22 protein-coding genes are annotated in these 24324 nt (G+C 71.3%); 4 read left to right on the top strand and 18 right to left on the bottom strand.

Annotated elements, in window-relative coordinates; genetic code table 11:
* Window positions 1-66: 66 nt before the first annotated feature.
* Window positions 67-615, bottom strand: coding sequence for a PH domain-containing protein (locus EDF51_RS12370; RefSeq protein ID WP_165901355.1), 549 nt, complete (start codon window positions 613-615; stop codon window positions 67-69).
* Window positions 616-619: 4 nt separating this feature from the next.
* Complete coding sequence (locus EDF51_RS12365; protein ID WP_134195056.1) at window positions 620-1420, bottom strand: biotin--[acetyl-CoA-carboxylase] ligase; 801 nt, start codon at window positions 1418-1420, stop codon at window positions 620-622.
* Window positions 1421-1494: 74 nt separating this feature from the next.
* Between EDF51_RS12365 and EDF51_RS12360 the strand changes: the two genes are divergently transcribed.
* Together EDF51_RS12360 and EDF51_RS12355 are read left to right on the top strand one after the other, a co-directional pair.
* Window positions 1495-3090 (top strand): acyl-CoA carboxylase subunit beta, encoded by a 1596-nt coding sequence (locus tag EDF51_RS12360; RefSeq protein ID WP_134195054.1) that lies wholly within the window; start codon window positions 1495-1497, stop codon window positions 3088-3090.
* A 13-nt stretch (window positions 3091-3103) separates the two neighbouring features.
* Complete coding sequence (locus tag EDF51_RS12355; protein ID WP_134195052.1) at window positions 3104-3358, top strand: acyl-CoA carboxylase subunit epsilon; 255 nt, start codon at window positions 3104-3106, stop codon at window positions 3356-3358.
* 600 nt (window positions 3359-3958) lie between these two features.
* Here EDF51_RS12355 and EDF51_RS12350 read toward each other — a convergent pair.
* The 4 genes from EDF51_RS12350 to EDF51_RS12335 all read right to left on the bottom strand — a co-directional run bounded on the left by EDF51_RS12350 (window position 3959) and on the right by EDF51_RS12335 (window position 8530).
* Window positions 3959-5008, bottom strand: a complete 1050-nt coding sequence (locus EDF51_RS12350) for a hypothetical protein (RefSeq protein ID WP_123292196.1) — start codon at window positions 5006-5008, stop codon at window positions 3959-3961.
* Window positions 5005-6417 carry an ATP-binding protein gene (locus EDF51_RS12345; protein ID WP_134195050.1) on the bottom strand — a complete coding sequence of 471 codons (1413 nt, stop codon included), beginning with the start codon at window positions 6415-6417 and terminating at the stop codon, window positions 5005-5007. Before EDF51_RS12345 ends, EDF51_RS12350 begins: the two co-directional genes overlap by 4 nt.
* Window positions 6418-6422: 5 nt before the next feature.
* Window positions 6423-7139, bottom strand: coding sequence for a response regulator transcription factor (locus EDF51_RS12340; protein WP_111086608.1), 717 nt, complete (start codon window positions 7137-7139; stop codon window positions 6423-6425).
* Between the two features lie 131 nt (window positions 7140-7270).
* Entirely contained in the window at window positions 7271-8530 is a 1260-nt protein-coding gene (locus EDF51_RS12335; protein WP_131845634.1) for a TRAM domain-containing protein, read from the bottom strand.
* 14 nt (window positions 8531-8544) lie between these two features.
* Here EDF51_RS12335 and EDF51_RS12330 point away from each other — a divergent pair, with 14 nt between their 5' ends.
* Together EDF51_RS12330 and EDF51_RS12325 are read left to right on the top strand one after the other, a co-directional pair.
* Window positions 8545-9339 carry a Maf family protein gene (locus EDF51_RS12330; RefSeq protein ID WP_134195048.1) on the top strand — a complete coding sequence of 265 codons (795 nt, stop codon included), beginning with the start codon at window positions 8545-8547 and terminating at the stop codon, window positions 9337-9339.
* A 79-nt stretch (window positions 9340-9418) separates the two neighbouring features.
* The gene (locus EDF51_RS12325; RefSeq protein ID WP_134195046.1) at window positions 9419-11203 is read left to right on the top strand and encodes a biotin carboxylase N-terminal domain-containing protein; all 1785 of its coding nucleotides are present in this window, start codon (window positions 9419-9421) and stop codon (window positions 11201-11203) included.
* 89 nt (window positions 11204-11292) lie between these two features.
* Here EDF51_RS12325 and EDF51_RS12320 read toward each other — a convergent pair whose 3' ends face one another.
* The 12 genes from EDF51_RS12320 to EDF51_RS12260 form a co-directional block, all read right to left on the bottom strand.
* Entirely contained in the window at window positions 11293-12090 is a 798-nt protein-coding gene (locus tag EDF51_RS12320) for a hypothetical protein (protein WP_166673537.1), read from the bottom strand.
* 329 nt (window positions 12091-12419) lie between these two features.
* Window positions 12420-14096: a phospho-sugar mutase gene (locus EDF51_RS12310; protein WP_134195040.1), complete on the bottom strand. Its 1677-nt coding sequence runs from the start codon at window positions 14094-14096 to the stop codon at window positions 12420-12422.
* A complete protein-coding gene (locus EDF51_RS12305; RefSeq protein ID WP_123292190.1) occupies window positions 14093-14935 on the bottom strand; it encodes a purine-nucleoside phosphorylase in 843 nt (280 codons plus the stop codon). The genes EDF51_RS12310 and EDF51_RS12305 overlap by 4 nt, the downstream gene beginning before the upstream one ends.
* Window positions 14936-15036: 101 nt before the next feature.
* On the bottom strand, window positions 15037-15315 hold the full coding sequence (locus tag EDF51_RS12300) for a PTS sugar transporter subunit IIB (protein WP_123292189.1): 279 nt from the start codon (window positions 15313-15315) through the stop codon (window positions 15037-15039).
* Window positions 15312-15758, bottom strand: a complete 447-nt coding sequence (locus EDF51_RS12295; protein ID WP_134195039.1) for a PTS sugar transporter subunit IIA — start codon at window positions 15756-15758, stop codon at window positions 15312-15314. The genes EDF51_RS12300 and EDF51_RS12295 overlap by 4 nt, the downstream gene beginning before the upstream one ends.
* Before the next feature lie 3 nt (window positions 15759-15761).
* Complete coding sequence (locus EDF51_RS12290) at window positions 15762-16874, bottom strand: adenosine deaminase (RefSeq protein WP_111086617.1); 1113 nt, start codon at window positions 16872-16874, stop codon at window positions 15762-15764.
* A gap of 120 nt (window positions 16875-16994) precedes the next feature.
* Window positions 16995-18293 carry a thymidine phosphorylase gene (locus EDF51_RS12285; protein ID WP_134195037.1) on the bottom strand — a complete coding sequence of 433 codons (1299 nt, stop codon included), beginning with the start codon at window positions 18291-18293 and terminating at the stop codon, window positions 16995-16997.
* Window positions 18294-18298: 5 nt separating this feature from the next.
* A complete protein-coding gene (locus EDF51_RS12280) occupies window positions 18299-18766 on the bottom strand; it encodes a cytidine deaminase (RefSeq protein WP_134195101.1) in 468 nt (155 codons plus the stop codon).
* Window positions 18767-18863: 97 nt separating this feature from the next.
* Complete coding sequence (locus tag EDF51_RS12275; protein ID WP_123338926.1) at window positions 18864-20153, bottom strand: ABC transporter permease; 1290 nt, start codon at window positions 20151-20153, stop codon at window positions 18864-18866.
* Window positions 20150-21406 carry an ABC transporter permease gene (locus EDF51_RS12270; protein WP_208321847.1) on the bottom strand — a complete coding sequence of 419 codons (1257 nt, stop codon included), beginning with the start codon at window positions 21404-21406 and terminating at the stop codon, window positions 20150-20152. The genes EDF51_RS12275 and EDF51_RS12270 overlap by 4 nt, the downstream gene beginning before the upstream one ends.
* 77 nt (window positions 21407-21483) lie before the next feature.
* Complete coding sequence (locus EDF51_RS12265) at window positions 21484-23004, bottom strand: ABC transporter ATP-binding protein (protein ID WP_123292184.1); 1521 nt, start codon at window positions 23002-23004, stop codon at window positions 21484-21486.
* Between the two features lie 138 nt (window positions 23005-23142).
* Window positions 23143-24207 carry a BMP family ABC transporter substrate-binding protein gene (locus tag EDF51_RS12260; RefSeq protein WP_123292183.1) on the bottom strand — a complete coding sequence of 355 codons (1065 nt, stop codon included), beginning with the start codon at window positions 24205-24207 and terminating at the stop codon, window positions 23143-23145.
* Window positions 24208-24324 lie beyond the last annotated feature (117 nt).

The raw sequence follows: 24324 nt of genomic DNA, 5'->3' as shown, positions 1-24324 counted from the left end.
GACGAAGAAGGTACCGGTTTCTCGTGGGAGTTCCAGCACCCCGGCACCCAGGGTGTCGCGGCGGCGTCAGGCGCGGACGTCGCCCCACGGCGGTCGGTCCGGGCCGCCGACGATCTCGTCCCAGTCCGGCTCGCGGTGCCGCCGCCGGGCCTCGTACGCCTCGACCAGGTCGTGCAGGACGGCCACCACGAGGTCGGCGTGCGGGACGTCCGCGAGCACCACGGCGGGGTCGTCGCCCGGGAACACCAGGACGTCGCCGGAGCGGAACACGCCCTGGAGCCCACGCCGGCGCACCGTCACGTCGTACCCGCGGGAGTGCAGGAGCTCCTGCCGGGTCCGGGTGCCGAGCCCGTGCACGACGACGAGCCGCCGGGTCGTGACGACGTACCGCTCGGACATCCAGCGGAACAGCGGCACGGCGCCGCCGAACACCACGAGCACCACGACGAGTCCAGCGACGACGACGTTCAGCCACGCCAGCTGCGCCTGGAACACCCCGAACCCGAACCCGCCGGCGACCACGACCAGCACGACGAACACCGCCGGGCGCACGAGCCGACGAGCGTGCGGTCGCAGGCGAGCGACGACGCGTTCGGGCGGCGGCTCGGCGGTCATGCCGTCATGCATACCGCAGGTGGGTGACGTCCCCCACGGCGACGCCCCTGGAGTCACCCGCTCGATCCCGGATCGTGATGCGGCCCTCGTCGTCGATGCCGGTGGCGTCGGCCTCCTCCACGGAGCCGTCGGGCAGCTCGAGGCGGATGCGGCGACCGATCGTGCCGCACGCGGCGCGGACGTGGGACCGGACCGACTCGGCGGCTGGACCACCGGCGACCAGGCCGGCCACGGCCTCCAGGACGGCTGCCCGGAAGGCGGACAGGACCGCGTCGGCCAACGCGGGGGCGTCGTCGACCGCGCCCGCCACGAGCAGCGACGTCGACGTCGGGGTCGGCAGGCGGTCGGCGGGGATCGTGAGGTTCACGCCGGCGCCGACCACGATGCTGCCGTCGGAGGCGACCTGGCAGAGGATGCCGCACACCTTGTCGCCCGCGACCTGGACGTCGTTCGGCCACTTGACGGCGACGTCGGCGCCGGCGGGCAGCACCCGTGCGATCGCGCCACGCATGGCGGCGCCGGCGACGAGGGGCAGCCAGCCACGGTCGTGGTCGGCGAGGTCGGCGCGCACGAGCAGGCTCGCGGCCAGCGCCTCACCCGCCGGTGCGCTCCACGTGCGGTCGAGGCGTCCCCGGCCCGCGGTCTGGTGGAGCGTCGCGACCATGCTGCCGTGCTGCTGCTCGGGTGCCACGGCGAGCAGGTCGGCGTTGGTCGAGCCGGTCTCGTCGGGGACGGTGAGGGTCGCGCCCGTCGACCGGACCGCTTCGCTGGTGGCGGGGAACGACGACGACGGGGATGTGGACATGCACGCAAATGTACGGGCAGGAACCGTGGGGGTCCTCCAACCGGCCCCGACGTCGCCGCCGGTAGGGTGAGCGGGTGACTTCAGGAGACACCCCCGATCTCTCGACGACGGCAGGCCGACTGGCCGACCTCCGCGAGCGGTACCACGAAGCCGTGACCGCTGCGGGCGAGTCCGCGATCGCCAAGCAGCACGCCAAGGGCAAGGGCACCGCGCGCGAACGCATCGAGCAGCTGCTCGACGAGAACTCCTTCGTGGAGTTCGACGAGTTCGTCCGCCACCGCACCACCTCGTTCGGCATGGACGCCAAGCGCCCCTACGGCGACGCGGTCGTCACCGGCGTCGGCACGATCCACGGCCGCAACGTCGCCGTGTACGCGCAGGACTTCACCGTCTTCGGCGGTTCGCTCGGCGAGGTCGCCGGCGAGAAGATCATCAAGGTGATGCAGCACGCGCTGAAGACGGGCGTGCCGATCATCGGCATCCTCGACTCCGGCGGGGCCCGGATCCAAGAAGGCGTGGTCGCGCTCGGCAAGTACGGCGAGATCTTCCGCCTCAACACCCAGGCGTCCGGCGTCATCCCGCAGCTGTCGATCATCATGGGCCCGGCGGCCGGCGGTGCGGTGTACTCCCCCGCCCTCACCGACTTCGTGATCATGGTCGACAAGACCAGCCACATGTTCGTCACCGGCCCCGACGTCATCAAGACCGTCACCGGCGAGGACGTCGGCTTCGAGGAGCTCGGCGGCGCGCAGACCCACAACGCGGTCTCCGGCGTGGCCCACTACCTGGCCGAGGACGAGACCGACGCGCTCGACTACGCCCGCTCGCTCATCGGGTTCCTGCCGGACAACAACCTGTCCGACGCCCCCGCCTACGACGTCGCCACGGAGCTCGAGACCACCGACGCCGACCACGAGCTCGACCTCGTGATCCCGGACTCGACGAACCAGCCGTACGACGTCACGACGATCATCGAGCACGTCGTCGACGACGGCGAGTTCCTCGAGGTCCAGCCGCTCTTCGCGCCGAACATCCTGATCGGCTTCGGCCGGGTCGAGGGCCGCACCGTCGGCATCATCGCGAACCAGCCGCAGGCCATGGCCGGCACCCTGAACATCGATGCCGGTGAGAAGGCAGCCCGCTTCGTGCGGTTCTGCGACGCGTTCGGCATCCCGATCCTGACCCTGGTCGACGTGCCCGGCTACCTGCCCGGCACCGACCAGGAGTGGACCGGGGTCATCCGCCGCGGCGCGAAGCTGCTGTACGCCTACGCCGAGGCCACCGTCCCGCTCGTCACCGTCATCACGCGCAAGGCCTACGGCGGCGCGTACATCGTGATGGGGTCGAAGCAGCTCGGCGCCGACATCAACCTGGCATGGCCGACCGCCGAGATCGCGGTCATGGGCGGTCAGGGCGCCGTCAACATCCTGTACCGCGCCGAGATCAAGCGCGCCGAGGAGTCCGGCGAGGACGTCGCTGCGGTCCGCACGAAGCTCGCGAACGAGTACACCTACAACGTCGCGTCGCCGTACCTGGCGGCCGAGCGCGGTGAGCTCGACGGCATCATCCAGCCGCACGCCACCCGCGTCTCGGTCATCAAGGCCCTGCGTGCCCTGCGCGGCAAGCGTGCGACGCTGCCGCCCAAGAAGCACGGGAACATCCCCCTCTGATGGGTGCGCACTGATGGGTCGTCACGCAGCACCGGTCCCCTCGGACGAGCCCGCCTCGGTGGCCGACGTCCGGGTGGTCTCCGGTGAGCCCACCCCCGAAGAGCTCGCAGCGGTCGTCGCCGTGCTGCAGCGCCAGGCCGACGAGGCCGCAGCAGCCGGTCGCGCCGAGGTCGTCGACGAGCCGCGCAGCGGGTGGCAGGCCTCGGCCCGCGGCCTGCGCCGCCCGCTCGACCACGGCCCCGGCGCCTGGGGCCGCTCGCTCCGCTGACGGACCTTGGCATCCCTGTACCCCTGGTGTCCCCGACCCGGCGGACGTTGCAGGCTGCACTTCCCGGTCGGTATCCCCTCGCACGGGGGACACGAAACGCCGAAGAGGACCGGAAATGCCGAATTTGTCCCCCATAATGACGACTGACACAGCGGTTGTGGGTTGGCATAGTTACTGGTGTTCGGTGTCCTTCAACGAAGAACATCGCAGGTCGGTGGCCGACTAGGGTACGACGCCACCGCCCGCTGCGAGGCAGGGCGACATTCGGGTTGTCGCTCAGCCTCGGGTCGTGAACGGGCCGGTCGGATACGACCGGCCCGTTCCCCGTTTCCGGGGCGTGCGCGCGCACCCCATTCGCGACACTCCACGCGTCGAACGACTCGTGTGTTGTCGGAATGGTCGCGTCAGCCGTCGGCGCCAGCCCGGCGCGACCACGGTGCGGCCGGGAGGCCCGTGGCGGCGCCGCCCCGTGCCTCCCGGCCGCTGCGTCCCGCGTCCACCGCCGCGCGCACCACTTTCGCGACATTCCACGCGTCGATCACCTCGTGGTCCGTCGCAAGATGTGCACGCAGGTGCCAGCTCGAGCGGGCGCAGCGCGCCTCAGGCGGGCTCGTGCCGCGGGATCTCGAGCCAGAGGGCCACGGAGTCGTCCTCGTCGCCGTCGTCGTCCTCCATGCCCGCTCCGAGGGCGGCGGACTCGCTCGCGGCCGTGTCGAGCTTGAGCCCGACGACCGTCACCGCGGAGTCGGACCCCTCGCTGACGGTGCGGACGATGACGTTGTCGGCCTCGCGGGCCTGGCGGAGCGCCTCGGCGATGCGGGCGTGGATGCGGCGAACGTCGTCGACCTCGAGCTCGTCGAGACCGCCGTCGTCGTGCAGCTGCACCGTCGCACCCCGGCGGCGCAGGCGCATGACCTCGTCGCGGACGTCCTCGGACAGCAGGGAGCGACCGCGGATCTCGTCGCGGATGGCCTGCTCGAGGTGCAGGCACTCGGCCCGGTCCGCGTCGTCGAGGTCACCGCACGAGTCGATGATCCGCTGCAGCATCGGCAGGGCCATCCGCGTGGTCTGGCTCAGGCGGAACTGCCGCTCGAAGACGTGGGCGTCCTGCGCAGCCTGCCAGTCGGCGGTCTCCTGTTCAGCGCGCATGAGCTCGCGGGTGTTCCGGATGGCGCGGTTCATGGCGATGGCGAACACCGTGGCGATCGCGACCCAGGCCACGCTGCCGAGCACCCCGAGTGTGCCGAGCGCATCGAGACCGGCCCAGGCGACCGTGTACACGGCGAGGAACAGGACCCCTGCCCAGGCGAACGGGCCGCGTCCCCGCACGACGAGCACGACCATCAGGGTGCCGACGGCGGCGATCCACCACGTGGCGGACCCCGGGCCCTTCGCCAGGTCGACGACCGGCGCCGCGACGAGCGGCATCATGATCGCGGTTGCGAGCGAGAAGCACGCCGTCCAGACCGGCAGGACCTTGCCGGGCACGAACAACGCGGTGCCGGTGGCCGCGGCGTAGAGGACCATGCAGGCGATCACGGGGCCGACGTCGTGCACGCGCTGCAGCGACGCGACGGCGAGGACCAGGTGGTAGACGGAGAACAGCGACGCCAGGCCGAGCGCGATGCTCGCGGGCAGGGAGACCTTCACGCTGCGGCTCCCGTCGTCGTGGGCGTGGACGGCGTGGTCGGCGACCAGCTCAGCTCTATGCGCGTGCCCTCGCCCGGGGCGGTGTGCACCTCGGCACGCCCGTCGACGGCGGCGACGCGCTCGATGATCGACCGCCGCACCCCGAGTCGTTCGGACGGGATCGTCGCGACCTCGAACCCGCGACCGTCGTCACCGACCTCGATGTGCACGCCGTCGTCGTGCTGCTCGACGCGGACCCACCGGGCGACGTCGGGCCCACCGGCGTGCTGGACGCTGTTGACGGCCGCCTGCAGTGCTGCTGACGCGAGGGCGTCGGCGACCGACGCCGGCAGCCGGACCGACCCGGACGGGGCAGGGACGAGCCGGACGGGCGCCGCGAGGGCACCGATCGCCTCGCCGATGCGGGTGCGGAGGTCGGCGAGCGTGACCGGGGTGTCGTCGTCCGGACCGTCGGCCGCTGCGGCCTCGAGGTGGTCGATGGCGTTCCGTGCCATGCGGGCGGCGAGGGTCTTCGCCTCGAGCGTGTCGGCCCGCGCGGCGGAGAGCAGCGTCGTCAGCACGCTGTCGTGCACGATCGCGTCGACCTGCACGCGCTCCACCTCGACCGCGTGCTCACGGATGGCGTGCGAGTACCGGCGGACCGCGGTCGACTGCGCCGTGTCGACCGACGAAGCGGCACGGCGCAGGACCACGGCGATGACGAGCACCGCACCGCTGAGCAGCGCCGTGTAGACGCCGTCGAGCAGCGCACGGACGAGCCCGGCGTCGCCGCCGACCGGGGTGAGCCGGAGGACGACGTAGATCGCCGGCACGAGTGCGGTGTAGATCGTGGCCCGCCAGGTGGCGAAGCCCATGGCCGCCGCGGTCGAGCCGACGGTGCAGAACCACCACGGCCACGGCTGCTGCGTGGACGGGATCGAGTCCTGCACCGTGAGCGGCCACGTGGTCAACGCGACCAGGAAGAGCAGGGCGCAGAGGATCTGCGCGAACTGCGCCACCCGCGGCACGAACGCCGAGACCCCGACCAGGACGAACGACGCCCCGAGCGCGATCGCGACGACCGGGCCCCAGAACGGGTCGAGGTACGGCAACTGGGCGAGGACCGCCGGGGTGTCGACGATGCCGAGGCCGACCGCGGTCATCGCCAGCAGGATCGCGAAGGCACGCTCCACCGACGCCTGCGTGATCGACGCGCGGACGCTGCGCGACGGGTCGGCGCCGAACGGCGCGCCGTCCCCGAATCCGACCGGGTCGCCACCGGGAGCACGGCCCGAGCCTGCTGGGACGCGGCCGGCATGGCCGGACGCCGCACCAGCGCCGCCCGACCCGCGGCCGAACCACCGACCGGTCCCCCGACCGGTCCCCGGGCCGCTCCCCCGGCGCGACGCCGGCTCAGCCGCGCTCGCCATCGTGTTCAGCGACCGTCACCGTCGGGGTCGATGCCCGAGTCGAGCCCGGGGAGGATGCCGTCCTCGACCGCCCGCCGCAGGAGGTCGACCTTCGTCGGGGCCGGGCGACCGACCTCGACGTACTTCACGCGGATGCGGTCGAGGTACTCACGAGCCGTGGAGTACCCGATGCCGAGTTGCTGCGCCGCCAGCTTGAGCGGCAGGCCCGAGGCGTACAGGTGCAGGATCTCGCGCTCGCGCCGGCCGAGCTGGGCCTTCGCGAAGTCGCGGTCGGCGTCGATGGCGCTCGCCCACTCGAGGTTGTTCAGCACGTCGCCGCGGGCGACGGTGGCGACCGCTGCCATCACCGTCTTCGTGGCGGACGACTTCGGGATGACACCGGCAGCCCCTGCTGCGAGTGCCTCACGGACGTTGGCGACGCGGTCCGCGATGGAGTGCACGAGCACGGCGGAGCCGGTCCCCTGCACGCCCTTGACGTTCTCGGTCACGGTCGAGCCGTCACCGAGGGACAGGTCGAGGACGACGACGTCGACCTCGCGCCCGTCGAGGTTCTGGACGTACTCGGGCACGCTCGCGGCGGTGAGCACCACCTCGAAGCCCTCGTTCTGGCACGCCGCCTGGATCCCGAGTCGCACGGACTCGTGGTCGTCCACGATCGCGACCCGGACCGGCCTGGTGGCCGTGCCCGACGTCTCGGCTGCGGTTGTCGTTCCTGCTCCCACTGTGGCCTCTCGTTCCGATGTGCGTCCCCGGCCCCTGAAACCGGATCGCCATCAGCGCCCAGGATACCCAGGCTGGACTCAGGTCCGGGGAAACCGGACGCGCCACGCGGACGAAACCGCCCGGTTGCCCGTCAGCGCGCGGGCGTCAGGCGCGCCACGGCCTCCATGTGGTGGGTGTGCGGGAACAGGTCGAACGCCCGCAGCGCCTCGAGCTTGTACCCCAGGTCGGCGAACGTCGCGACGTCGCGGGCGAGCGCGACCGGGTCACAGGCGACGTAGACGACCTGCGACGGGTGCAGGGCCGCGATCTGCTCGACGACCTGACGACCGGCACCGGCGCGCGGTGGGTCGAGGACGATCGTGCCGGCGCGGAACCGGTCCTTCTCGGCGCGCGAGGCGTTCGCCACCGTGTTCGCGAGCCAGCGGTCGACCCGGCCGGTCTCGGCGCGCGCGCCGAGCCACTCGGCGAGGTTCTCCTGCGCGTGCTCGGTCGCGCGTGCGGCGCTCTCGACGCTCGTGAGGCGCGCCTTCGGGCCGACGAGGTCGCCGAGTGCGGCGGCGAGCAGGCCGACGCCGCCGTACAGGTCCAGGTGGGTGCCCTCGGGGTCGAGCCGGTCGCGGTCGACCAGGTCCTGCACGGCCTCGGTGAGCACCGACGCCGCGGCACGGTGCACCTGCCAGAAGCCGTTGTCGTCCACCGCGAAGGTGCGCTCCCCCACGACCTCGGTCACCACGGTGGGCTTCTGCTCGTCGATGACGAGGCGCGCCCCCTCGGAGCCGCTCGGTGCCAGCACGTCGATGACCGACGAGCCGGGCATCACGCCACGGCCGAGCGGCGCGCTCTCCTGCACGGCGTCGTTCGCGAGCGGCAGGCTGGTGACGGGGATGACGGAGTGCGAGCGCGCGGCGAACGGGCCGGCGGTGCCGTGCTCGTCGACGTGCAGCCGGACCCGGGTGCGCCAGCCGAGGCCGTTCGCGGCGTCGTCACCGGGTGCGGCCTCGACGACGACGTCCGAGCCGAGCACCGATGCCAGGTCCGTGTGTGCGAACCGCGAGAACGAGTCGACGAGCACGTCGTGCTTCAGCGTGCGCTGGTGTGCGAGGGCGATGTGGCCGAACTCGGCACCGCCCGGGCGCGTCTCGGGGTCGCGGTCGAGCGCGGCCTCGGCCCAGACGTGGTCGACGCGGTGCTCGCTCGGGGTGACGACGCTGACGGTGTCGGCGCGCCAGAACGACTTCTTCCGGTCCTCGGTCACCCGGGCGACGACGCGCTCCCCGGGGATCGCGTCCGTGACGAAGACCACCCGGCCTTCGTGCCGTGCCACCGAGATGCCGCCGTGGGCGATCCCGGTGACGTCGAGTTCGAGCAGCGTTCCGACGGATTCACCCATGGTTCGATGGTCCCATGCGTCTGTACCTCGCGAGTACATCCCCCGCCCGCCGAGCACTCCTCGCCCAGTCCGGGATCGAGCCCGTGCTCGTGTCGCCCGGGGTCGACGAGGACGCCGCGGCGTCCGCGGCCGCCGCCGCACTCGGCCGTGACCTGACCGGCCCGGAGCTCGTGTCGCTGCTGGCCGTCGCCAAGGCATCAGCCGTCGCGGACGCCGACGTCGCCGGGTCGCCGGTCGACGGCTTCGTGTTCGGCGGCGACTCCGCCTTCGAGGTCGACGGGCGCCTGTACGGCAAGCCGCACGACCCGTCGGTGGCCCGGGAGCGCTGGCGGCAGATGCTCGCCGCCGGCGGCGGGACGCTGTGGAGTGGACACTGCGTGATCGATCGACGACGCGACGACCGGCGCCGCGACCTGGACCCGGCCACGGGGCGGACGGGAGGCCCGGATGCGGCCCGCCCCGCGCCTCCCGTCCGCAGCCTGGTGACGTCTCCTGCCGGCGTGCCGGTGCTGGGGGACGTCGCGCCCGGCGGGTCGGCCCTGGCCGCCGGTGGCGACCGCGTGGTCGCCGTGGACAGCGCCGCGCTGACGTTCGCCGACGACCTGTCCGCCGAGGAGATCGACGCGTACGTGGCGACGGGCGAGCCGCTCGAGGTCGCGGGGGCGTTCACCATCGACGGGCGGGCGGCGGCGTACATCTCGCGCATCGACGGGGCGCCGTCGGCGGTGGTCGGGCTGTCCCTGCCGGTGCTGCGGTCGATGCTGCTCCGCGGCTTCGGCGTCCGCTGGCACGAGTTCTGGTCACTGTAGACATCCGCACTTGTTCGGCACGGTTCTTTGTGGGTGCCAGTCAATTCGTGCTCCCGTTGCACGAATACGCTGATGTCTCATGCCCCGTATCAGCAAGGTCCTCATCGCGAACCGCGGCGAGATCGCCGTTCGCATCATCCGCGCGGCCCGCGACGCAGGCAAGGCATCGGTCGCCGTCTACGCCGACCAGGACCGTGACGCCCTGCACGCCCGCCTCGCCGACGAGGCCTACGCGCTGAACGGCACCACGAGCGCCGACACCTACCTCGTCATCGACAAGATCATCTCGGTCGCCCGACGGTCCGGCGCAGACGCCGTGCACCCGGGCTACGGGTTCCTTGCAGAGAACGCCGACTTCGCCCGTGCCGTCATCGACGCCGGACTGACCTGGATCGGCCCGTCGCCGGACTCGATCGAGCGCCTCGGCGACAAGGTCTCCGCGCGCCACGTGGCCGAGAAGGTCGGCGCGCCGCTCGCGCCCGGCACCATCGAGCCCGTCAAGGACGCCTCCGAGGTCATCGCGTTCGCCGACGAGGTCGGCCTGCCGGTCGCCATCAAGGCGGCCTTCGGCGGCGGTGGCCGTGGCCTGAAGGTCGCACGGACGCGCGACGAGGTCGCCTCGCAGTTCGAGTCGGCGACGCGTGAAGCCATCGCGGCGTTCGGTCGGGGCGAGTGCTTCGTCGAGAAGTACCTCGACAAGCCGCGCCACGTCGAGACCCAGTGCCTGGCGGACGAGCACGGCAACGTCGTCGTCGTGTCGACGCGTGACTGCTCGCTGCAGCGCCGGCACCAGAAGCTCGTCGAGGAAGCACCCGCGCCCTACCTGACGGACGCGCAGCAGGAGCGCCTGTACGAGTCGTCGAAGGCGATCCTGCGCGAGGTCGGCTACGTCGGTGCCGGCACGTGCGAGTTCCTGATCGGCGCCGACGGCACGGTGTCGTTCCTCGAGGTCAACACCCGCCTGCAGGTCGAGCACTGCGTGTCCGAAGAGGTCACCGGCATCGACCTGGTGCGCGAGCAGTTCCGCATCGCCGAGGGCGGCGTGCTCGACTACTCCGACCCCGTGGCGCGCGGTCACTCGTTCGAGTTCCGCATCAACGGCGAGGACCCGGGCCGCAACTTCTTCCCCGCGCCCGGCCCCGTGCACGCCTTCAACGCGCCGTCGGGCCCCGGCGTCCGCGTCGACTCGGGAGTCGTGAGCGGCGACGTCGTGTCCGGTTCGTTCGACTCCATGCTCGCGAAGCTCATCGTCACCGGGGCGACCCGTGCCGAGGCGTTGGAGCGCTCGCGTCGTGCACTGGCCGAGTTCGAGGTCACCGGCCTGCCGACCGTGCTGCCCTTCCACCGTGCGGTCGTGTCGGACCCGGCGTTCGCCACGGACGACTCCTCGCCGTTCTCCGTGTACACGCAGTGGATCGAGACCGACTTCGTCAACGAGATCCCGGCGTGGAGCGGTTCTCCTGAAGAACTGCCGGCGCCGGCTTCGCGCGACTCGGTCGTCGTCGAGGTGCAGGGCAAGCGCATCGAGGTCACCATGCCGTCGATCGTCGGTGGCGGTGCCGCTGCCGGTGTCGCCGGTCGTCGTCCGGCCGGTCCCTCCGCTCCACCGAAGCGCCGCTCGTCGGCGGTCAAGGGCGGCATCGCGAAGTCCGGCGGGTCCGTCGCGTCGCCGATGCAGGCGACCGTCGTGAAGCTCGCGGTCGCCGAGGGTGACACCGTGGTGAAGGGCGACCTGCTCGTCGTGCTCGAGGCCATGAAGATGGAGCAGCCCGTGCAGGCCCACAAGGACGGCGTCGTCACCGGCCTGAACGCCCCGGTCGGCCAGACGGTCTCGTCCGGTCACGTGCTGCTCGAGCTGGCGTAGGCCCGCGCGGCGGGGTTCGCTCCGCTCGGAACCAGGTTCCGGACACAGCACCGTGCATCCGCGCGGTGCTGTGTCCGTTCGACGGTGTGTCACCAGGCCGGCGTCGTGCGGTGCGCCAGCGAGACCGGAAGCCCCGACCTCCGGAGCGTGGTCGGAGCGTCCCCGCCGGGAAGGACCTCGCGCCAGGTCAGCCGCGCAACGCTCCGGACCCCCGGGACTGCACGCACCGCGTCTTCTCGGAACTTCTCCGCGACGACCACGTCATCTGCAGTCCGCGTGCCCCGGACGTCACCGGCCCGGTACTTGACCAGCCCGTCGAACTCCACGACCACCCCGTGCTCAGGGAACCAGAAGTCGACCCGCGCGATGCATCGACCGCCCACGAAGAACTCCTGTTGCAGCTCCGGCTTCGGCAGCCGGAGATCGTGCATCACCAAGTGCGCGAGGCTCTCACCGACGGACTCGATCCGAGCGTCCGCGAGCTCGAGGAGCGCTCGGACCCGCTGGACACCGCGGCGGGTCGGTCGTGATTCGAGTTCGACCAGCAGATCCCGACGATCGACCCCTCGGCCGAGCACCGCGTCGAGGATGACCAGCGCATGGCCTCGGTCGGATCGGAGCGCGACGTCGATGGCCGTCGTCACCAGGTCCGTCGTCTCGACCTCGTCGATCATCACGGTCGCCACCTCCCGACCGCGCGCCGGCACCTTGTCGCTGAACCGCAGACGCTGCGCACGGTCGCGGGTCGGATCGGTGAGCACGACACGATCCGGGAGTGGCCCGAACCACGGCAGGTCGTGCATCACGACGGCCGACGCGTGCGAGACGATCAGGCCCGGCCTGGAGACCGCGAGGACGGCGTCGATCCGGGCCCGGTGACGAACCATCTCCGATGCGTCGCGGAATGCTCTGGCGGGCGTCGACACCCCGTGTCCGATTCGGAGGAGATCGCCCCGCGCGGTGCTGCGCCGCACGTTCCGAGCCGTCGCGGTGTCCAGCGGTGTCGTCATGAGCGTGAGTCGTTCCATCGGGCCAGCGTGTCGTCCGGGCGGCTTCTCGTGGCACGATGCCCTGGTCGCTGTGGAGAACCAGCTGACCCGTTGCCGCTGTGGAGCGGTGCCCGCCCCACGAGACACCGCGGAACGGACACAGCACCGCGAAGTTGCGCGGTGCTGTGTCCGGAACCTGGTTCCGGGCGGGGCGGCGGACGGCGGCGCTACGAGACCAAGGGGCGGACCGACGCCGCGAGGGCGTCGACGAGGCGCTGGGCCTCGGCGGGGGTCTCGGCGACGGTGTCGATGTAGACCTTGACCTTGGGCTCGGTGCCGCTCGGTCGGACGATCACCCGCGCGTCACCGGTCAGGTCGTACCGCAGGATGTCCGACGGCGGGAAGCCCTCCACCCCGTCGACGTAGTCCGTCACGGTGCGGACGTCCAGCCCGCCGAGCGACGACGGCGGCGCGGACCGCAGCGAGGCCATGATCTCGCCGATGCGGGACAGGTCGTCCACGCGGGTCGCGACCTGCCCCGACGCGAACGCCCCGAACTCGGCAGCGAAGGCGTCGAGCTGCCCGGCGATCGACGATCCGGCAGCGGCGAGGTCCGACGCCAACGACAGCAGCGACAGTGCCGCCGAGATGCCGTCCTTGTCGCGGACGACCGACGGGTCCACCAGGTAGCCGAGGGCTTCTTCGTACCCGAAGAGGAGCCCGGGGACCCGCGAGACCCACTTGAAGCCGGTCAGGGTGTCGCGGTACTCCAGGCCGTGGCGGGCGGCGACACGGGCCAGCGCCGGCGACGAGACGATCGACGCCGCGAGGGTGCCCGTGGCACCGGTCTCCGACGCGCGGACGGCAGCCTGCCACCCGAGCAGCCACCCGACCTCGTTGCCCGACAGGCGGCGGTAGGTCGGAGCCCCGGAGTCGGACACCGCCGGGATCGCGAGCGCGAGCCGGTCGGCGTCGGGGTCGTTCGCGATGACGAGGTCTGCGCCGACGGCGACACCGCGAGCGATCGCCAGGTCCATCGCGCCGGGCTCTTCTGGGTTCGGGAACGACACGGTCGGGAACGCTCCGTCCGGCTCGATCTGCTCCGGCACGACCGCGGGCGACGCGAACCCGGCGGCGGCGAACACCGCGCGTGCGGTCTCCCACCCGACACCGTGCATCGCCGTGTACACGACCGTCGGCTGCTCCTGCGGCGCCAGGGTCGGGGCCGGCACGATGGCGGCCGTCGCGGCCACGTAGGCATCGAGCAGCGCGGACGACGCGACGGTGTAGTCGGTGCCCCGGGGCAGGTCCGTGATCGACCCGGCAGCGACGGCTTCGATGGCCGCAGCGATCGAGCCGTCGACCGGCGGCACGATCTGCGACCCGTCGTCGTCCTGTCCGAGGTAGACCTTGTACCCGTTGTCGCGGGGCGGGTTGTGGCTCGCGGTGACCATCACCCCGGCGCCGACGTCGAGGTGCCGCACGGCGAACGCGAGCACCGGCGTGGGCAGGGCGACCGGCAGCAGCGTGACCTCGAGCCCGAGGCCGCGCATGACCTCGGCTGAGTCGCGCGCGAAGACGTCGGAGTTCACCCGGCCGTCGTAGCCGATCACGACGCTGCGCGACCGGCCCGTGTCGATCAGGAAGCGTGCGAGACCGGCAGCGGCCTGCGACACGACGACCCGGTTCATGCGGAGCGGGCCGTAGCCGAGCTCGGCGCGGAGTCCGGCAGTACCGAACTGCAGCCGGCCGCCGAACCGCGCGGCCAGGGCCTGCACAGCCGGACCGGAGCCGTCGGAGGCGGCGTCGATCGCGGCGGTCAGCTCGTCGCGGGTCTGCGGATCGGGGTCCTGCGCGAGCCAGGACCGAGCCGTGCCGAGCACGTGGTCGAGATCGATCTTCACGACGCCGGCTGCCCGAGGGCGGTCACCACGCGGGCGAGCAGGTCCGCGATCACGGGCTCGGCCTGCTTGCCGGCCTCGAGCACCTCGGTGTGCGACAGCGGCGTCTTCTGGATGCCGGCGGCGAGGTTCGTGATGAGCGAGAACCCGAGGACCTCCATGCCGGCCTGTCGGGCGGCGATGGCCTCGAGTGCAGTTGACATGCCGACGATGTGTCCGCCGATGGCCTTGGCCATCTGGACCTCTGCAGGGGTCTCGTAGTGCGGGCCGCGGAACTGCGTGTAGACGCCCTCGTCCAGGGACGGGTCGACCGACCGCGCCACGTCACGCAGCCGGGACGAGTACAGGTCCGTGAGGTCGATGAACGTCGCGCCCTCGAGCGGGCTGTCGGCGGTCAGGTTGATGTGGTCGCTGATGAGCACGGGCGTGCCGGGCGTCCAGTGCTCCTTGATGCCACCGGCACCGTTCGTCAGCACCATGACCGTGGCGCCCGTGGCCGCGGCGGTGCGGACGCTGTGCACGACCCGGCGGACGCCGTGGCCCTCGTAGTAGTGCGTGCGTGCGCCGATGACGAGCGCGTGGCGGCCGTCGGCGAGGCGGATCGACCGGATGGTGCCGGAGTGTCCGGGCACGGCCGAGGCGCTGAACCCGGGGACCTGGTCCGCCGGGATCTCGGACACGGTCTCACCGATGATGTCGGCGGCCTTGCCCCAGCCCGAGCCGAGGGTCAGGGCGATGTCGTGCCGCTCGATTCCGGACTTCGCGGCGATGACGGCGGCGGCGTCCCGCGCGACCTCGAACGGGTCGGCAGCGGGGTCGTTCAGCGGGTTCTCGGTGCTCATGCCCCAACTCTAAAGGGCCGACGCCCGCCGCAGCGGCCGCCGCCGCTCCCGCCCCAGCGGCCGCCGCCGCACCCGCCGCAGCGGCCGCCGCCGCACCCGCCTCAGTGCTCGCCGAGCGCCCGGTCCACCGCCGCCGTGATCTCGCCCTGGTCGAAGTGGTTCCGGATCACGATGACCTCGGCGTAGGTGTCGCCGATCGCCTCGACGAACTCCTGGCTGGTGAGGATCACGTTGGCGTCGTCGGACACGTCGCGCACCGAGGCCACGTCGGCTGCGACGACCGATGCCTGCAGACCGAGGGCCGACAACGCCTTCTCGGCGTTCACCTTGAGGATCCCGCTCGAGCCGATGCCCGCACCGCAGATGGTCACGATCTTCACGCGGACACCCCCATGATCGTGCGGACCTCGTCCGCCGTCGTCGCGTCGGCGATCCGCCCCGTGACGGCCTGGTCGTTGAACAGGTTCGCGATCTCGCCGATGGACTCGAGGTGCGTGCCGACCCCGGCGACCGCGAGCCCCAGGACCACGCGGACCGGGTCGTTGTGCGGATGGCCGAACGCGACCGGTGTCGCGAGGGTCACGACGGCGAGCCCGTCGCGCAGGACTGCGCCGCCCGGTCGGGCGTGGGCGAACGCCAGGCCCGGGGAGATCACGATGTACGGCCCGTGTTCCTCGACCATGCCGATCATGGCGTCCGTGTACTCGTCGGTCGCGGCTCCGGACGCGACGAGCGCGCCGCCGGCCAGGCGCATCGCGTCACGCCAGGTGGGCGCGGTGGCCCCGAGGAGGACGGCGGCGTCCGGTAGCGGCGGCAGTCCCATGCGTCAGGCCTCCGAGTACCCGGAGGTGATGGTCGCGATGATCTCCTCGCGGTCCTCGAGCGGCAGGAAGGAGCCGAGCGCCGCGTTGATCTGGAACGCCGCCAGGTCGTCGAGGTCGTAGCCGAACGTGCCGGCGAGCAGTGCGAGCTCCTTCGACAGCGACGTCCCGCTCATCAGGCGGTTGTCGGTGTTCACCGTGACCCGGAAGCCGAGCTGGTAGAGCACGTCGAAGGGGTGGTCGGCGAGGTCGTCCCCCCAGGCCGCGATCGCACCGGTCTGCAGGTTGGAGGACGGCGAGACCTCGAGCGGGATCTCGCGGTCGCGGACCCACGACGCGACCTCGCCGAGGGAGGCCAGCGTCGAGCCGTCACCGGCGTCGGAGAGGGTGACGTCCTCGAAGATCCGGACGCCGTGCCCGAGGCGCAGCGCGCGGCCGTCGACGAGCGCGGACCGGATCGAGGCGAGTCCGTCGGCTTCGCCCGCGTGGACGGTGACGGGGAACAGCTCGGATGCGAGGTGGTCGAACGCGGCACGGTGGTTCGAGGCGGGGAACCCGGCTTCGGCACCGGCGATGTCGAAGCCGACGACCCCGTTGTCACGGTGCCGGACGGCGAGCTCGGCGATCTCGAGCGAGCGGTCGGCGTGGCGCATCGCGGTGACGAGCTGGCCGACGCGGATGCGCCCGCCCGCGGCGTCGACCGCTTCCTCGATGCCGGCCTGGACGGCCTCGACCGTCTCGTCGAGGGTCAGGCCGCCCTGCAGGTGCTGCTCCGGCGCCCAGCGGACCTCGCCGTACACGACGCCGTCGGCGACCAGGTCCTCGACGAACTCCTTCGCGACGCGGTGCAGCTGCGGAGCCGTCTGCATGACCGAGATGGTGACGTCGAACGTCTTCAGGTACTCGACGAGCGAGCCCGAGTTCGACTGGTCGGCGAACCACTGCCCGAGCTCGGACGGGTCGGTGGTCGGCAGCGTGACGCCCGCAGCACCGGCAAGCTCGACGATCGTCGCGGGGCGCAGGCCGCCGTCGAGGTGGTCGTGCAGCGAGACCTTCGGCAGGTCGTTGATGACCGCTCCGGCGTCGGGCAGGCGGTAGGTCGGGGCGTCGGCGCTCATGCGTCCAGGCTATCGGTGGTCACCGACCGCGCGCAGGCACCTGTGCACAACAGACGGACGAACCGACTGGAGGCTCTCCACACGTGTGCGGAGAGCCTCCAGTCGGTCGGACGGTCGCGTTCAGCCCGCGATGCGCTCCCGCACGATCGGCCCGCGGGCCGCCACGGCAGCGTCGGACGAGCCGATCGACCACGCACCCTCGAGCGACTCGAGCGCGCGCGGGATCCGCGAGGCGTCGTCGGTGTGCAGCGTCCAGAGCGGCTGCCCCTCGGTCACGGTGTCACCGGGCTTGACGTGCAGCTCGATGCCCGCCCCGGCCTGCACCGGGTCCTGCGCGCGGGCACGACCGGCGCCGAGGCGCCAGGCCGAGACGCCGAACGGCAGGGCGTCCTGCTGCGCCAGCACACCGGACGACGGCGCGGTGACGACGTGCTGCTCGCGAGCGACCGGCAACGCGGCGGAGGGGTCCCCACCCTGCGCGGAGATCATCCGGCGCCAGGTGTCCATCGCGCGACCGTCGGCTAGCGCCGCGGCGGGATCGGCGTCCGGCAGTCCAGCCAGCGTGAGCATCTCGGAGGCCAGCGCGACGGTCAGCTCCACGACGTCGGCCGGACCGCCGCCCTCCAGCACCTCGACCGACTCCCGCACCTCGAGCGCGTTGCCGATCGTCAGCCCGAGCGGGACCTCCATGTCGGTCAGCAGCGCCGAGGTCTTCACCCCGGCGTCGTTCCCGAGGTCGACCATCGTCTGCGCGAGCTCGCGCGACGCCTCGTACGTCGGCATGAACGCACCGGAACCGAACTTCACGTCGAGCACGAGCGCACCGGTGCCCTCGGCGATCTTCTTCGACATGATGCTCGACGCGATGAGCGGGATGCACTCGACGGTGCCGGTGATGTCGCGCAGGGCGTACAGCTTCTTGTCGGCGGGTGCGAGACCCGAGCCAGCGGCGCAGATGACCGCGCCGACGTCGGACAGGATCTCCATCATCCGGTCGTTCGACAGCGCAGCCTGCCACCCGGGGATCGACTCGAGCTTGTCGAGCGTCCCGCCGGTGTGACCGAGGCCGCGGCCGGACAGCTGCGGCACCGCGACGCCGAACGACGCCACCAGCGGTGCGAGCGGCAGCGTGATCTTGTCGCCGACCCCGCCCGTGGAGTGCTTGTCGACGGTCGTCTTGCCGAGCGACCCGAACGACATCCGCTCCCCCGACGCGATCATCGCGAGCGTGAGGTCCTTGACCTCGCGCCGCTCCATCCCGTTCAGGAAGATCGCCATCGCCATCGCGGCCATCTGCGGGTCCTCGACGTAACCGCGGGTGTACGCGTCGACGAGCCAGTCGACCTCGGCGGTGCTCAGGGCGCCGCCGGAGCGCTTCGTGCGGATGAGGTCGACGGTGTCGAACGGCTCGACGGCCATGTGGATCAGTGCTCCTGCTGGTAGGTGGCGAGGGTGCGCGGCCCGAACGCGTCGGGCAGGACCTCGTCGATGGTGCGGATGCCCGAGACCGTCTCGAGGAGCATGCCCTCGGTCGAGTGCTCGAACAGCAGCTGGCGGCAGCGGCCGCACGGCATCAGGGTCGCCCCGTCGCCGTCGACGCACGTGAACGCGACGAGCTTGCCGCCGCCGGTCATGTGCAGCTGCGACACGAGCGAGCACTCCGCGCAGAGCGTCACCCCGTAGCTCGCGTTCTCGACGTTGCAGCCGGAGACGATCCGGCCGTCGTCGGTGAGCGCCGCGGCGCCCACCGGGAACGACGAGTACGGCGCGTAGGCGCGCCGCATCGCGGCCGTGGCGGCGTCCCGCAGGACGCCCCAGTCAACGTCGTCGACCGGGAGGCCCGTGGCCGCGTCCGCCCCGTCGGCGGCGGTGTCGCCGCCTCCCGCGCGCAGGGCCGTGGCCGGGTCCGTCCAGGCGATCGCGTCGGTGGACGCGGCCGTGCCGTCGTCCGCAGCGTGCGTTTCGGTCATGTGCCGTGCCTCCTGGCCGTCAGCTCTTGATGTACGGCTTGCCGGACGCGGCGGGACCGCGCGACTGCCCGACCAGGCCGGCCACCGCGAAGATCGTCACCACGTACGGCAGCATGAGCAGGAACTCGCTCGGCACGGGCGAGTCGATCGCCCCGAGCGTGTTCTGCAGGTTCGACGCGAAGCCGAACAGCAGCGCCGCCAGCGTGGCCTTGATCGGGTCCCAGCGACCGAAGATGACGGCGGCCAGGGCGATGTAGCCGGCGCCCGCGGTCATGTCCTTCGTGAACGGTCCGACCGCGTCGAGCGTGAAGTACGCACCACCGAGGCCGGCGATCGCGCCAGCGAGCGACACGTTCCAGAACCGGGTGCTCGTGACGTTGATGCCCACCGTGTCGGCCGCCTGCGGGTGCTCGCCGACCGCGCGGAGGCGCAGGCCCCAGCGGGTCTTGAACAGGCCGAAGGTGACGACCGCGACGGCCACGTACGCCAGGTAGACGATGACGCTCTGCTCGAAGAACACCGGACCGATGACCGGGATCTGGTGGAGCAGCGGGATCTCGAACTTCGGGAACCGGACGCCGACGTTCAGCGTGGTCTCGTTCGGGGACAGCACCTGCGAGTACAGGAAGCCGGTCAGCCCCGAGATGAGGGCGTTGATGACGACACCGACGATGACCTGGTCGACGAGGTACTTGATGCTGAACGCAGCCAGGATGAACGAGACGAGCACACCGGCGACGAGCGCGCCGACGAGCCCGACCCACGCGGAGCCGGTGAGCGACGCGATGAGCGCCGAGGTGAACGCACCCGCGAGGAACTGGCCCTCGATGGCGATGTTGACCACGCCGACCCGCTCGGAGATGACGCCGCCGAGGGCACCGAACACGAGCGGGACGCTCAGACCGAGTGCGCCGACCAGCAGGCCGGGCAGCGGGATCGTGGCGCCGGCCGCTGCCCACGTCAGGAAGCCGACGACGAAGACGATCGCGAAGACCGACGTGACCCAGAGCGGGACGTGCCGGTACGCGCGGACCTCGACGAAGGCGTAGACCGTGGCGATCGCCAGGAGCACGACCACGACGTAGCCGGTCGGTGCCGCCGACAGCGGGACGTTCGGCAGCGCGACGAAGTCGCCGGCGTTCGCGAGCCGGAAGGTGGTCGTGCCGGCACGGCTGAGCAGGACGAAGAACACGACCGCGAGCAGCGTGAACACGGCGTACCCGATCGGGAGCTTCCAGCTGCGGGTCGTCTCGACCGGACGGTCGGACAGGGGCGACGCGGGCGCCGCGGTGGGGCTGAGGGTGCTCACGCGGCGACCGCCTTCTTGCTGTTCTTGCTCGTCTTCGTGCGCTGGCGGGCCCCCGGCTGCGGGATCCGGAAGATCGCGCGGACGAGCGGCGGCGCCGCGATGAACAGGACGATGAGGGCCTGGATGACACCGACGATGTCGATCGGGATGCCGTTGGCGGCCTGCATGGCGTAGCCGCCGTTCTTCAGCACACCGAACAGGATCGCGGCCCAGAACACACCCCACGGCTTCGAGCGGCCGAGCAGCGCGACGGTGATCGCGTCGAAGCCGATGCCGGCGTCGATGCCCGAGGTGAAGCCCGTCGTGACCGCACCCTGCACCTGGTAGGCACCGGCGATGCCGACGAGGGCACCGGAGATGACCATCACCCAGATCGTCAGTGCCGGCACGCTCATGCCGGCGACACGGGCGGCACGGGGGTTCTCACCGATGGTGCGGAACCGGAAGCCGAGCGACGACTTGTTGACGAGCCACCAGACGACGACGACCGCGATGATCGCGACGATGAAGCCGAGGTCCACGCCGTACCGCACGCCGAACAGCTGCGGCAGCAGGGCGCTGTCCTTCGTGGCCGGGGAGATCGGGTTGCTGCTGCCGGGAGCCTGCAGCAGACCGGGGGTCCGGAGCAGGTAGCTGACCAGGTAGAGCGCGACGTAGTTGAGCATGATCGTGACGACCACCTCGTTCGCACCCGTGCGCGCCTTGAGGACACCGACGATCCCGCCCCAGACCGCACCGCCGACGATGCCGGCGACGATCGTGAGCGGGATGTGGATCGCGGCGGGTCCGTCGAACGAGAACCCGACCCAGCCGGCGGCCGCGGCCCCCATCAGGATCTGGCCCTGGCCGCCGATGTTGAACAACCCGGCGCGGAAGGACAGCGCGATCCCGAGGCCGGCGACGACGAGCGGCACCGCGTAGTCGATCGACCGGGTGAGCGGGGCGATCGCCTGCTGGAAGCTGGTGGCGCCGAAGTTGACCACCGAGCCCTGGAACAGCGAGGCGTAGGCGCCGCCGACCGCGGTGCCGATGGCTTGGAGCATGTCAGCGGGACGGGCGAAGAAGTAGCCGGCCGTGGCGCGGACGTTCTCGTCGGTCAGCGCGATGAGGATGCCGCAGGCGACGAGGGCGAGCACGACCGCGAGGACCGTGACGAGCACGGAGCCGTTCAGGATGCTCTGCATCGCGGCGTGCCAGCGGTCGGTGCCGGGGGCGCCGCTCCGTCGCTCGGTGTCGTCCACCGAGTCCGTCATCAGGTGCGGGGTCTCCGGGGCCTCCTGCAGGCGGTCGTCGGTGAGCGGCTGCTGCGTGTTGTCTGGGTCCTGCGCGGTCACGCTGCCAGCTCCGTTCCTTCTGGGATCTCGCCGGCCATCATGAGGCCGAGGACGTCTCGCGGGGTGGTCGCCGGCACGATCCCGACGATGCCGCCGCGGTACATGACGGCGATGCGGTCGGCCAGTGCCACGACCTCGTCGAGCTCGGTGGAGACGACGATGACGGGCACACCGGTGTCGCGGGTGGCGACGATGCGCTTGTGCACGAACTCGATCGACCCGACGTCGATGCCGCGCGTGGGCTGCGCGGCGACGAACAGCCGGAGCTCGCGGCTGAGCTCCCGGGCGAGGACGATCTTCTGCTGGTTGCCGCCGGACAGCCGACCGGCAGCGGTCGCGCGGCCCGGCGTGCGGATGTCGAACTCGGCGATCTTCTCGTCGGCGAAGGCGTCGCGCTCGGCGGCGCGGATGGTGCCGGCGCGGACGAACGCGTCGTGGTCGGACCGGTCGAGCATGAGGTTCTCCGCGATCGTGAACTCGCCGACCAGGCCGTCCTCCTTGCGGTCCTCGGGGACGAAGCCGACGCCGGCGTCGAGCACCTGCTTGACGCTGCGGCCGGTGAGCTCCTTGCCGTCCAGCGTGATGCGGCCGGCGTGGACGGGCTCGAGACCGAGGATCGCCTCGGTGAGCTCGGTCTGTCCGTTGCCCTGCACCCCGGCGATCGCCAGGACCTCGCCACGACGGACCGAGAACGACACGTCGTCGACGAGCACGATGCCGGACGGGTCGGTCACGGTGAGGCCCTCGACGACCAGGGCGTCCTCGCCACCGGTCGACGGCGTCTTGTCGACGACGAGGGAGACCGCGCGGCCGACCATCATCGCGGCCAGCTCGTTGTTGGTCGCCGCGGGCGAGGCCTCTCCGACGACCTTGCCGAGCCGGATCACCGTGATGCGGTCGGCGACCTCGCGGACCTCGCGGAGCTTGTGGGTGATGAAGACGATCGCGGTGCCGGCCTCGCGGAGCTGCCGCATGATGCCCATCAGCTCGTCGGTCTCCTGCGGGGTGAGGACGGCCGTCGGCTCGTCGAACACCAGCACGGAGGCGTCGCGGGAGAGCGCCTTGATGATCTCGACGCGCTGCTGGACGCCGACGGGCAGGTCCTCGATCTTGGCGTCGGGGTCGACGTCGAACCCGAAGCGGTCGGAGATCTCCTTCACCCGTTTGCGGGCGCCGGCCAGGTCGAGCCGTCCACCGAAGGTGGTCTGCTCCTGACCGAGCATGACGTTCTCGGCGACGGTGAAGACGGGGACGAGCATGAAGTGCTGGTGCACCATGCCGATGCCGGCGCGCATGGCGTCACCGGGGCCGTCGAAGTCCTGGACCACGTCGTCGAGCAGGATCTCGCCCTCGTCGGCGTCGTACAGGCCGTAGAGGACGTTCATCAGGGTGGACTTGCCGGCGCCGTTCTCACCCAGGAGGCAGTGGACCTCACCCGGCTCGACGGTGAGCGAGATGTGGTCGTTGGCGACCAGGGCGCCGAACCGCTTGGTGATGCCGCGGAGTTCGAGCTTCATGTTCGGGAGTCTATTTCTGTCTCGAGTGCGCCACGCGGGCGCACGGTCGCGTGCACCGCTCGGGCGCACGGTATCGCGTGCACCGCTCGGGCGCACGAGAACGCGGGCGAGGGAAGCCCCTCGCCCGCGTTCGTCGGGTCAGGACTGGGTCTTGACCTTGATCGAGCCGTCGATAATGCCGGCCTTGATGTCGTCCAGTTCGCCCTGCAGGCCCTTGTCGACCTTGGACTCGTAGTCGTGGAACGGCGCGATGCCGACGCCCTCGTTCTCGAGCGTGCCCACGTACGGGGTCTTCGAGAACTTCTTGTCGGCCGCCTGCTCGACGACGTCCTTCACGGCCGGGCGCATGCCCTTCTCGACCGAGGTGAAGGCGATGTCCTTGTAGCGCGGGTCGGCCTCGTAGAGGTCGCTGTCCGCACCGATCAGGACGGAGCCGTTGTCGGCGTCCTTGATGGCCTCGGCAGCCGACTGGTAGATCGGACCACCGACGGGCAGGATCACGTCGGCGTCCTGGTCGAGGAGCGTCTGCGCGACCGACTTGGCCTGCGTGCCGGCCTCGAAGCCACCGGTGAACGAACCCTTGCCGGTGTCGACGTTCCAGCCCTTGACCTGGACGTCCTTGTCCTTCTGCTCGTTGTAGTACTTCACGCCGTCCGCGAAGCCGTCCATGAAGATGGTGACGGTCGGGATCTGCATGCCACCGAAGGTGCCGACGACGCCGGTCTTCGAGTAGGACGCCGCTGCGTAGCCGGCGAGGAACGCGGCCTGCGAGGTGTCGAACGTGATCGGCTTGACGTTCTTCGCGTCGATCGAGCTGTCGTCGATGATCGCGAAGTCGGTGTCGGGGTTCGCCGCGGCCTGCTTCTTCGTGGCGTCGGCGAGGTTGAAGCCGACGGTCACGACGAGGTTGCAGTTCTGGCCGATGAGCTGCTGGATGTTCGAGTCGTAGACGGTGGCGTCCTTCGACTCGGCTTCCTTGTAGGTGGCACCGAGGTCCTTGGCGGCGTCCTTCATGCCCTCGTAGCCGAGCTGGTTGAACGACTTGTCGTCGAAGCCACCGGCGTCGGAGACCATGCAGGGGCGGAAGTCGGTCTTCTTGGCGGTCGTCGTGTCGGACGGCGCCGAGGCGCAGCCTGCGAGGACGGCGGCGGTGCCGAGGAGCGCGAAGCCGCTGAGGACGACGCGTCGGGTACGAGATGTCACGGGTGGGTTCCTCCGGGGAGCGTGCCCGGACCACGTGCGTTCCGGGCGATCGTGGCGACAGTACACGACCGCCCGGCCGGTACAGGACCCGTTCTGAGCACCGGACGGATCAGTTAC

This window comes from Curtobacterium sp. PhB25 (genome assembly GCF_004365375.1).
Taxonomy (GTDB): domain Bacteria; phylum Actinomycetota; class Actinomycetes; order Actinomycetales; family Microbacteriaceae; genus Curtobacterium.
Note: the sequence above shows the minus strand (reverse complement) of the source record. Positions and strands in the feature narration are given on the sequence as shown.

Coding starts and splice junctions, on each gene's coding strand:
- EDF51_RS12330 (WP_134195048.1), top strand. CDS start 8,545: ATGCGTCTGTACCTCGCGAGTACATCCCCCGCCCGCCGAGCACTCCTC.
- EDF51_RS12270 (WP_208321847.1), bottom strand. CDS start 21,406: ATGACGGACTCGGTGGACGACACCGAGCGACGGAGCGGCGCCCCCGGC.
- EDF51_RS12295 (WP_134195039.1), bottom strand. CDS start 15,758: ATGGGACTGCCGCCGCTACCGGACGCCGCCGTCCTCCTCGGGGCCACC.
- EDF51_RS12305 (WP_123292190.1), bottom strand. CDS start 14,935: ATGAGCACCGAGAACCCGCTGAACGACCCCGCTGCCGACCCGTTCGAG.
- EDF51_RS12335 (WP_131845634.1), bottom strand. CDS start 8,530: ATGGGTGAATCCGTCGGAACGCTGCTCGAACTCGACGTCACCGGGATC.
- EDF51_RS12285 (WP_134195037.1), bottom strand. CDS start 18,293: ATGGCCGTCGAGCCGTTCGACACCGTCGACCTCATCCGCACGAAGCGC.
- EDF51_RS12325 (WP_134195046.1), top strand. CDS start 9,419: ATGCCCCGTATCAGCAAGGTCCTCATCGCGAACCGCGGCGAGATCGCC.
- EDF51_RS12345 (WP_134195050.1), bottom strand. CDS start 6,417: ATGGCGAGCGCGGCTGAGCCGGCGTCGCGCCGGGGGAGCGGCCCGGGG.
- EDF51_RS12265 (WP_123292184.1), bottom strand. CDS start 23,004: ATGAAGCTCGAACTCCGCGGCATCACCAAGCGGTTCGGCGCCCTGGTC.
- EDF51_RS12365 (WP_134195056.1), bottom strand. CDS start 1,420: ATGTCCACATCCCCGTCGTCGTCGTTCCCCGCCACCAGCGAAGCGGTC.
- EDF51_RS12320 (WP_166673537.1), bottom strand. CDS start 12,090: ATGGTTCGTCACCGGGCCCGGATCGACGCCGTCCTCGCGGTCTCCAGG.
- EDF51_RS12370 (WP_165901355.1), bottom strand. CDS start 615: ATGACCGCCGAGCCGCCGCCCGAACGCGTCGTCGCTCGCCTGCGACCG.
- EDF51_RS12355 (WP_134195052.1), top strand. CDS start 3,104: ATGGGTCGTCACGCAGCACCGGTCCCCTCGGACGAGCCCGCCTCGGTG.
- EDF51_RS12290 (WP_111086617.1), bottom strand. CDS start 16,874: ATGAGCGCCGACGCCCCGACCTACCGCCTGCCCGACGCCGGAGCGGTC.